The 9,172-nt window shown below is 38.0% G+C and carries 5 protein-coding genes and 1 pseudogene; 4 read left to right on the top strand and 2 right to left on the bottom strand.

Annotation, left to right across the window (positions count from 1 at the left end; translation table 11 throughout):
- Nucleotides 1–333 precede the first annotated feature (333 nt).
- The 4 genes and pseudogenes from H6A34_RS12275 (at nt 334) to H6A34_RS12290 (ending at nt 5,383) form a co-directional block, all read left to right on the top strand.
- Nucleotides 334–1,536 (top strand): site-specific integrase, encoded by a 1,203-nt coding sequence (locus H6A34_RS12275; RefSeq protein ID WP_205105755.1) that lies wholly within the window; start codon nt 334–336, stop codon nt 1,534–1,536.
- A gap of 6 nt (nt 1,537–1,542) precedes the next feature.
- Nucleotides 1,543–1,728, top strand: a pseudogene (locus tag H6A34_RS12280) (phage integrase SAM-like domain-containing protein); the annotation flags it as partial.
- A gap of 304 nt (nt 1,729–2,032) precedes the next feature.
- Nucleotides 2,033–3,469, top strand: coding sequence for a hypothetical protein (locus H6A34_RS12285; protein ID WP_205105756.1), 1,437 nt, complete (start codon nt 2,033–2,035; stop codon nt 3,467–3,469).
- 288 nt (nt 3,470–3,757) lie between these two features.
- Nucleotides 3,758–5,383 (top strand): DUF3987 domain-containing protein, encoded by a 1,626-nt coding sequence (locus H6A34_RS12290; RefSeq protein WP_205105757.1) that lies wholly within the window; start codon nt 3,758–3,760, stop codon nt 5,381–5,383.
- A 329-nt stretch (nt 5,384–5,712) separates the two neighbouring features.
- Here the strand turns inward: H6A34_RS12290 and H6A34_RS12295 are convergent, their stop codons facing one another.
- Nucleotides 5,713–7,578, bottom strand: a complete 1,866-nt coding sequence (locus H6A34_RS12295; RefSeq protein ID WP_239480877.1) for a DEAD/DEAH box helicase family protein — start codon at nt 7,576–7,578, stop codon at nt 5,713–5,715.
- Nucleotides 7,579–8,129: 551 nt separating this feature from the next.
- Complete coding sequence (locus H6A34_RS12300; protein WP_205105759.1) at nt 8,130–9,071, bottom strand: BT4734/BF3469 family protein; 942 nt, start codon at nt 9,069–9,071, stop codon at nt 8,130–8,132.
- Between the last annotated feature and the right edge of the window lie 101 nt (nt 9,072–9,172).

A 9,172-nucleotide genomic window follows, 5' to 3' on the forward strand; every position in this document is an offset into this window, starting at 1 on the left:
ATTTCAAAAAACCGTGTAATTGACTATGTTTCAATAATTTCAAAGAACTATTTATCCACTTTTACGGGACAGTAGTGTATTACCTTTGCAAATAGAAGGTAGCGCAAGTGAGTAAAATGGAGAAATATCCACGTGGAGTATGAGGTGGACTTGAAAAGTCGCTACCGCTAAAATGCTTATAATCAGTGGGTTGACATTGTGGTTCGAGCCCCAAACGGATCACTTATTAAACTATTGAAAATCAGGCGGTTATCTTTAAACGGATGACTGCCTGTTTTGTTTTTACATATTGTTTTCCCGCCAAAGTTAAACCAAGAGTTAAACCAAAATGGAATGAGCGAAACAGTGAAAGCCGTATGCTACAAATGTAAAACTCTTGCGAATGGCGAAAAACCGTTGATGATACGTATATGCAAAGACGGCAGGAAAAAGTATGTAAGTCTTGGTATATCTATAAAGGAAGAACTGTGGGATTTCAGGAATAATGCACCCAAGCCACAATGCCCCAACCGTGAAAGGATATGTATTGTCATAAATGAGAAAATTTGCGAAATACAGAAGGCGGTGCTGGATAAGAAGATAGCCGGAAAAGATTTTACTGCAACTACATTGATTGAAACCACAAAATCAAAACACAACAAGAAAAAGACTGTCGGTGAGTATTTCTTGTCATACATTACAAACTTGAAAAAAGAAGGTAGGGTAAGGTATGCAGGGATGTTTAAGGTTTCGTATTTTTCCTTCATCAAATTCAACGGACATCTTGACATGGCGTTTTCTGACATAGACGCGACATGGCTTAAGAAATATGAAACGTGGGCAAAGAAAAATGGTTTGTCTGTAAATACTATAAGTACACGTGTGAGACATTTAAGGGCAATATTCAATTTGGCCATAACCGAACAAGCCATCAAGAATGATTGCTATCCTTTTCGCGCTTATAAAGTATCAAAGCTGAACAAGCAAACAATTAAGAGGGTCATAAGCAAAGATGACGTATTGAAAATTATGCAATATCAAGGAAAGTCAGCAATGGAACGTTTGGCCGTTGATGTTTTCGCGTTTTCATACCTTACAGCCGGGATTAACTTTATAGACATTGCAAAACTGAAACGTACCAACATTATTGAAGGGCACGTAGTGTATTACCGGAACAAAACAAAGAAGCTGATAAACATACCTCTACAACCCCAAGCAATGGCTATAATCAATAAATACAAAAACGAGAATTCTGAATACTTATTCCCGATATTGACTTCATACCACAAAACAGAAATACAAGTCGCGAACAGGTTACATAAAGTATTGGCTAAGCTCAACAAGCACTTAAAAGAAATAGGTCTGGTATTAAACCTTTCCATGCCTCTCACGACCTATGTTGCAAGACATTCATACGCAACAGTACTGAAACGGGCCGGTGTCTCAACATCCATTATAAGTGAATCTTTAGGACACAGTTCTGAACGTATAACCCAAATCTATCTTGACAGTTTTAATAATGAACAAATAGACGAAGCAATGAGCCATCTGCTTTAATATGTTTTTATGATGCAGCATTCATGGGCGACAATAGCCTTGAACAAAGTCGGCATTGATAAGTACACAGTCCATGCAGCCCTCAACCACGTAGATGAATCGATGAGGGTGACAGACATTTACATAGAGCGTGACTTCGTTAACGAGAACAAGGCCAACGCAAAGGTCGTAAAGTATGTGTTTGGAAGGTAAAACAATGATGTGAGTATAACTAAGAAGAGCCATATATCAATATTGTGTGGCTCTTTTTTATACCTTTTTCATATTTGTACAATGTTTTAATATGTATTTATTGAATCTGTCATTTACATCTTAGTCCAGATTTTTGCATAATGAAAAGAAAATTATTGTTTGTCAATTTTCATGGCAAGACTGTATATGAAAAAATATCTATACATCTTGATATTTATGGTATTCTGAATATATTTTACAGACATATTTTGTAAAGTACAACATTTTATTTATCTTTACAACCAAACTAAAAGCCCAGAAAGACATGGTTCAAAAAAAGATTACATTAGATAAAGAAAAATTGATACATATAAACATTTTCCATTCTACGTATCAATATATTTTCAACCTTATCAAGAATCAAAGGTTGACCGCTTCACTCAGCACTGATGAAGTTTTTCTGTTATCATTTTTATCAGATTGGTTCAAAAAAAGGAGTGACAGAGATGTGATAAAGGATGAGTTTGACACTTTTCTTGATAAAGGTTGGTTCCCAAAGTTCAATAAAAGTTATGAAATTCCTTTGGATGAAGAGTATTGTGTGACCATGCAACTGAATAAAGAAGGTTATTATCGTAATTTGGAAGATAGCTATTTTAAGTTTTTCAGTAATACCATAAGGAGTCCATATGTATGGGACTGTCATCCAAAAAACATGGTAAAGTTGGTCAATATATTGAAAGATGTGATTAGTAATGATATTGTCAATAAAAATTTTAACAATATAACAGAACAAAGAAGTTTTCGTTTGCACAGAGACTTTTTGTTGCAAAAATATCATCATGATGGAAAACCGGACGAGGTCTATGCTTGGAATACCATGCAACGTGTTATTATAGACACTTTTCCAGTTGAAGATATAATCTTACCATACACGCAATGGAAGTTTAATGTTGAGCTTAATCCTGAACGTCTAAAGCAAGGTTTGTTTTATTCATTATTTTATAATTTGCCCAAAGACGAAAATCGTGCAAATATGATTATCACCCAATTGTATCATAAATACTATGGTTTTGTTGAAGGGCATTATTTTGATATTATCTTTGAAGGACTGCATGGTGAATTTGGTGCAGAAAACCGTAAATTGCTTTCCCGGTTACTGACATTGATTTTTGAACAAAAGACGCTGAATCATTTCAAAGAAAGATATGAAAGATACTGTGATAAGAATGGTATCCCATATGGAAAACGACTAAAGCCACTTTTGAATTTTTCATTGGCTGCTAAAAGCCAGCCTATCACTATGGAAGAATATCCGCAACCAATTCAATCTAAGAAAAGTCAAACATCACTGTCGGAGGAACAATTATGTTTTTTAGTAAATCTTCTTACAAAAACAGGTAATTATACTCATCCATTATTACAACCTGATAGTAATGATACTAACAAATTCTTGAATTTTCTTGGAGTAAGGAATAAGTTTGCATCCAATAAAAAGTATAAAATAAGATGGAACGATAATATCGACAGCTTAAAATATTTCATTTACAAACTCTATGAAGGGCGCAAAGTTTCGCCTGGCACATGGAAGGATGTGGCTAACTTATTCATGGCATATTCAAAAAGAACCAGCTGTTTTATGGATTTGCAACACGATTCAATTGCGAACAAGACAAGGGAACAAACTATCAAATCCGTTAATAAAAATGTCAAAGATTACATAGACGAATGTTTTTCCATGGCAAAAAAATATAAAGGCTAAATGAAGATGATTCCATTATGTTGACATAATTAGTTCGCATGATAAAATTAGTTCGTATGACATATAATTAGTTTAAAACTTAGTGCCATTTAAAGACTACTAAATAACAGAGTAACAGGAGGTTGCATTACTTGTAACTTCCTATGTTTTTATATACTTTTGCCGCTGTTATGAAAAAGAAAGAACAATGTACCATGCCCGTTAATCGGAGTGGGCAAGCACTTACGCAGTGTCAAAAGTTTTTAGTAGAAATAAAAGTGTTAAAAACAACATCTAATTATTAATAATATGTACGAACAAAACAATTTGATGCAACAAGCAAATAATTGTTGCGACAAGGGAAATAGCCATTACAACAAATATGGATGGCTTAAAGATACCAAGATTATAGTTGCTGGTTTTGGCTTAGTTGGAGGTTTAATACTTCTCTATAAAAAATTTGATAAGAAAGAAAAACTTGAGAACATTAAAACCAATAACAAGTTTGCCTTGGAAAGGCAAAAAGCTGAAATTGCTGTAAAAACGTACCAAAAGAAGAATGAGCTTGATGTGGAAAAACAGCGTCAGATATTTGCAATGAAGCAGGAAGTAAAGGCGCAAAACAGAAAATCTGTTAACTATGAATGTGAAATTTCTTTACGTGAATGGCATGCTAAGTTCAACTCGAAATACCCTATGCCGGAATATTCAACCATCCCACATCTTGACACCATACTTAATTGTTGTCCGGAAGATTTCAGGCCAGCAATGCTTATGCATATGTCAGCAATGTACGGAGCACTGGCCTTTCCAACAGTCAGAGCTGTATACCTTGACGGCAATAAACAGTCACCGAGTTTACAGGTAGTAATAGAGGGTGCTCAGAGTTCTGGCAAGGGAAGGTTCAAAGATATGTTCTATATGTTGTTCGAACGCGTTATAAAGAGCGATTCACTGAAATTACAATCTGAAAATCCTGACAATATCATACAAATAACCGGTACAGAAGTTTCAAGGACAAGGTTCCAGATGATATTGGCTTCCAACAAGGGCGTACACATATACGTTATGGAGCCCGAGATTGATGCAGTGACCGAGAGTATAAAAAAGAAAGGCGGATTTGCCACGGAACTGTTGCGAAAGGCTTTCTCTAACGAAAATATAACACAGGACAGCATGATAACCAAACCATATGCACGCGGTTCATTCCCTGTGTACCTGAATTACACTTTCACAGGGACAACCAAAGCAATTGACCGTTTCTTCAAAGAAGATGAATATGAGGACGGTACCGCTTCAAGGGTTTGTTTCGCCGTAATACCGGAACTTGGAGACCAAATGCCCGACTTCAAGAAAATAGGATTGAAAAGACTGTCTGTCATGCAGGACCAGATAGACGAATGGCGTAAAAAATACTGTTACCAAACTGACGAGAATGGTATGGACATCCCTGCCACGGAAACAACAATAGACCTATCGTATGTTAATAGCGTACTTAAACAATGGCTTGATACGATGTTCCATAGCAATGACAAAGCAAGGAAAGGAATCTCGCCACGAATTGCATGCATGGCTTTCCGCTGTGCCATGGTAATGCACATGATGACCGGTTGTCCTGGTCCTAAAAAATGGAAAAAGAGGAGGCAGATATGTGACTTGGCGGTTTACATAGCCAATTACTGCATGGAGCGTTTCCTCTACAAGAGCAGTCCTGACAAGGAACAACGGTTGGAGGAACTTACACAAGGTTTGCATTCCGTAATAAAGCCCAAACGCAGCCTTACTGATGAAGAGTTGGAATACTGGTACAACCAACATGGCAAAACTGATGATAAAGGAAATATCATAGGTTATGGGACGATTGCCAAGATACTGGGCATGGAAAAAGACGATGTAAGAAACGCCTTGAAAAAGTACGGAAACAGCCTAAACTGATTGGCGAAAAAAATAATTTGCCACCCTTCGGGGTGGCTTTTTCATGTTCTTTTTGTGGGTGTAGACTTGTCTAACATGGGGTGTGAACTGTCATTAGGAGGGGTGTAAATCAGATGTCAAGTGTCAATGTTATCTGTCTTTACTTCCCGACTTAATACATTGTTACACAGTATTTTACCTCCATTGAACAACATCTAAATTATATAAATTAGCAATTTACACCCCTAATTTTGCAATATACGGCATATTGTACGGTGAAAGGCGGTCAAACGGAAGACAATATATGGTCTTTTACATGGCGGTTTACGGTCTTTTACAACACGGTTAAATTACGGCAGTATCAAGTAAACTTCCTTCCTGTTGCCTGTGCTGTCTTTTATCATACGCTCTTGAACATTTATGTATCCTTCAAGTTCTGCCGCCTTTGCTTTCTTTCCCACAAGTCCGAGGCTGTCATAGATTTGCTGTAGTATGTTCTTCACCTCGGGCTTCGTGTAGAAGTTGCCGACCGTGAACGCTTCCCTGCACTTCTGTATTATCGGCTCATGATTGCAGTGATAGTCATATTCCTGTTCAACTTTCTGTTCATCAAAGTTAAGGCGTGCAAGTTTATCATAGCCCAATTTACCATACCAATCGTGATAACGTATGTCGATGAACGGGTTTTGCAGGATGAAAGGATCGTATTCTGTATATGTATTGCGAAAATCCGAATAGCCTTTGAGCCTGTCATTATCTTTTGCCGAGTAATACCATGCCTCAAAGTTCTTTACTTCATTCCGGTTTACGTTCTTCGCTATGGCCGACTGTATGCTTGCCATCAGCTGGCATGAATTGTTGTAATAGTGGCTGCGCTGGTGCCATTTGTTCCACATCGCCATCTGTACGAGAGTGTTTATCCCGAGTGTCTGCCTTCCGTTTTCCTGTAACACGTCTACATAATCGTCAACGAATTTTTTATCTTCAGCCCTGTCACGGACTAATTTTATCAGTCTTTCTTTCATCGAGTCAGGAGCGTTGTTGAAGCCGTTGATGAATTGTTCTGTTTCAAGTTCCATCGCCTTTTGTTGCAACCTGAATTCTTGTTCCGAAAGGCAGTTCGGTTTTGTCTTGTAATATATGACCGCATCGTGTCGGAACGGGTTTATGTCGAGCCTTTGCCTACCGAGTATCTGCGGTATGTCGAGCATTATGTCCAAGGTCTGCCACTCCTTCCCGGCATTTATGAATACGTAGGTCATGGCGTTTGTAGAGTAAAAATCAACTCCCTCGAACGATGCCTTGGTGCAGAACGTGAATGTCTTGTTCAGTGGATTGTACTTGTCTGTGCACAACCCTCCTGCCTTGAACCCCTTTGGTAATCCTGATACCTTTCCGTCGGAGCACAATATCGTAACCTCGTCGGGCTTAAGGTTGTTCTTCACGATTATGTTTATGATTGACCGTACTTCATTAAGGAATATGCAGGCTTCTGTTGAATGGACTATCTGCCCGTTTACTATTTTCCTTTCAAAATACCCGTTCGTCCTGAAGTCCTTTATTAACTTGCCACAGATTTTCTCCGCGCTCTCGTCCTTCTTCATCTGTATCTCCCTGACGTTTGGTTCTTCAAGTACGGCTTGGTCCCATTCGAGCTTTATGTACGGAAGGCCTTTGAACTGCGGAACGAAATCAAGATACCTGTCTTGTATCGGTGTCGCTGAAAGGTAGCAGATGTTTTTTGCCTCGCTGTCAAGACGGATGAGAAAGTTCATGTCTGTCGTCCCCTTGAACGTAGCGTCACCCATGAGACACTGGAACTCGTCAACAACGAAAAGGAATTTATCGACAGCAACGTTCTTTTTCAATACGTCAATCACCTTGTCGCATGAGTCGAGTGTCACGAGTATCTTTGCAGGGTTACATACCATGAAAGGGTTGTTTCCGTGAGTATTGATGTAGCTGTTCAACTCCGACATTAACCTCCTTATGTCATCCGCCCTTTTCCCGTTGTTGGTATAGGGTGAATGGAACAGGAATGTGTCGGGATGTTGTTCGTGTTTGTCCTTCAGCGCCTGCAAGCGTGGGGATATTATTACTACGTCGATACTTGAATTTAAGAACAGCGATGTTCCTCCACATCCTGTAACGGTCTTGTTGAGTATGAACTTATTGAATTGTTGCAAATAAGTAAGAAGATTTGGGTCTTCACTCATATACCTGCAACCTTTGGGCATATATCTTGGTATCATATTTACGCTCATTGGTTTCCTCCTGTTCTTTTATTATTCTCCAAAGTAATTTTTGTTTTTCTCATTTTTACTTATCCTTAAGTTATAATCATTATAAGTTACTTTTATTATTCATTTGCTCATGTGGCGCAAGCCTACTGCAAACGAAAGAAGAAAGATATTGTGCATTAAATTCCATCCATAAAAAAGCTGCACATTAACGAACTCAAAGTTAACAGGATGCAACTGTTTTACCATTGGATTTCATTGTATTTAAGTATCAACCTGTATTTCATTAAAAAAAGCTGCACATAAGCTACTTCATGGTTAACAGTATGCAACCTTTTATCTCCAAATATCCTGCATATATAAGTATCACCCCTAATTTATGGAAAAAATCCTGCACTTCTTTTCTCTTTTCGTCAGATGTAGGCCAACGCCGCATGAGTTGGTTATCCTATTGTTTTTTACCATTACATGACATACCTGCCTTCGGCTTACTTTGAACTTCATCTTTTGCAATGTTTTTTGTCATGTTATTTGTAAAATGTAAAATCAACAGTACCGAAGTTGTCTTTCTCTGTTTTATAGGCATTAGTTACATGACCTGTTATTTCATCTTCCGTCATTGTTTCGCTTTCCCAGCCTGTGATAAAATACTCCAAAGCCAAATCCTCTTCAACTCCCCACTTACAGAATAAACAGGCCAATTTGAAGATACTGCAAGCCCTATGTCCTTCCTGCCAGTATTCAGGATGGTTCTTTTTACAATTAGAGTTCATTATGCTTATTATGCTCCTGTCAGATATTTTCTTTCCTGTTTGGGCGTAATGATTCTTAGGTTGTACTTGCCTTACTTGCTGTACTTTGTTGACTGGTTTTATTGTCGGAACGTAATGGTAAGGCACGGGATTAGGATTCACCCATATGTTCGGGTCGTAGCTAAGGTAGTTTCTTCTTGCCAAATCTCTACAACTTGTGTCTGGGTTTGAAATATTGAATTTGGCCAATAGCTGTTCATACAAGTCTCTGTGATTGTTCGGATTGGTATTGTCATGTAGAACCAATGCTTTCAGTCTCCCTCCGCTCGGTGTAACGAAAACTGAATACACGCAGGGTGTTATTATAAGCCTGCGCCATAAATGTTGCATTTCGTTATAACCTTCTATATCATCGAAGTCCATAGCCGTCACGTTGGAATATTGCATGATATGAGATTCTTCCACTTCTGAGAATACACCATTGTAAGCCACAGCAGGCAACAGTCTTTCTTTCCATTGTTGCTGTTCGGCATGGGTGTTCAAACTCCTGATGTACTCTACAGCTTGTTTCAATGTGTACTGACCATATTTATAATCATTCATAAAGATGTTCCCTTCCCTGATGATTTTCACTACATCGTCAACTGTTGCATAACCGAGGTTGAACTTTGTGTAGTTGATACGCTGGGTTAATGTTACTTGTTGCATTGTCTTCATCTTGTTCTTAATTTTTAAATTTAATTCACTACTGTCCCGTAAAAGTGGATAAATAGTTCTTTGAAATTATTGAAACATAGTCAATTACACGGTTTTTTGAA

Source organism: Marseilla massiliensis (genome assembly GCF_016899855.1).
Classification (GTDB): Bacteria; Bacteroidota; Bacteroidia; order Bacteroidales; family Bacteroidaceae; genus Prevotella.

Bases quoted from the DNA above. Each gene is read 5' to 3' on its own strand.
- H6A34_RS12275 (WP_205105755.1), top strand. From the start codon at position 334: ATGAGCGAAACAGTGAAAGCCGTATGCTACAAATGTAAAACTCTTGCG.
- H6A34_RS12285 (WP_205105756.1), top strand. From the start codon at position 2,033: ATGGTTCAAAAAAAGATTACATTAGATAAAGAAAAATTGATACATATA.
- H6A34_RS12290 (WP_205105757.1), top strand. From the start codon at position 3,758: ATGTACGAACAAAACAATTTGATGCAACAAGCAAATAATTGTTGCGAC.
- H6A34_RS12295 (WP_239480877.1), bottom strand. From the start codon at position 7,578: ATGAGTGAAGACCCAAATCTTCTTACTTATTTGCAACAATTCAATAAG.
- H6A34_RS12300 (WP_205105759.1), bottom strand. From the start codon at position 9,071: ATGAAGACAATGCAACAAGTAACATTAACCCAGCGTATCAACTACACA.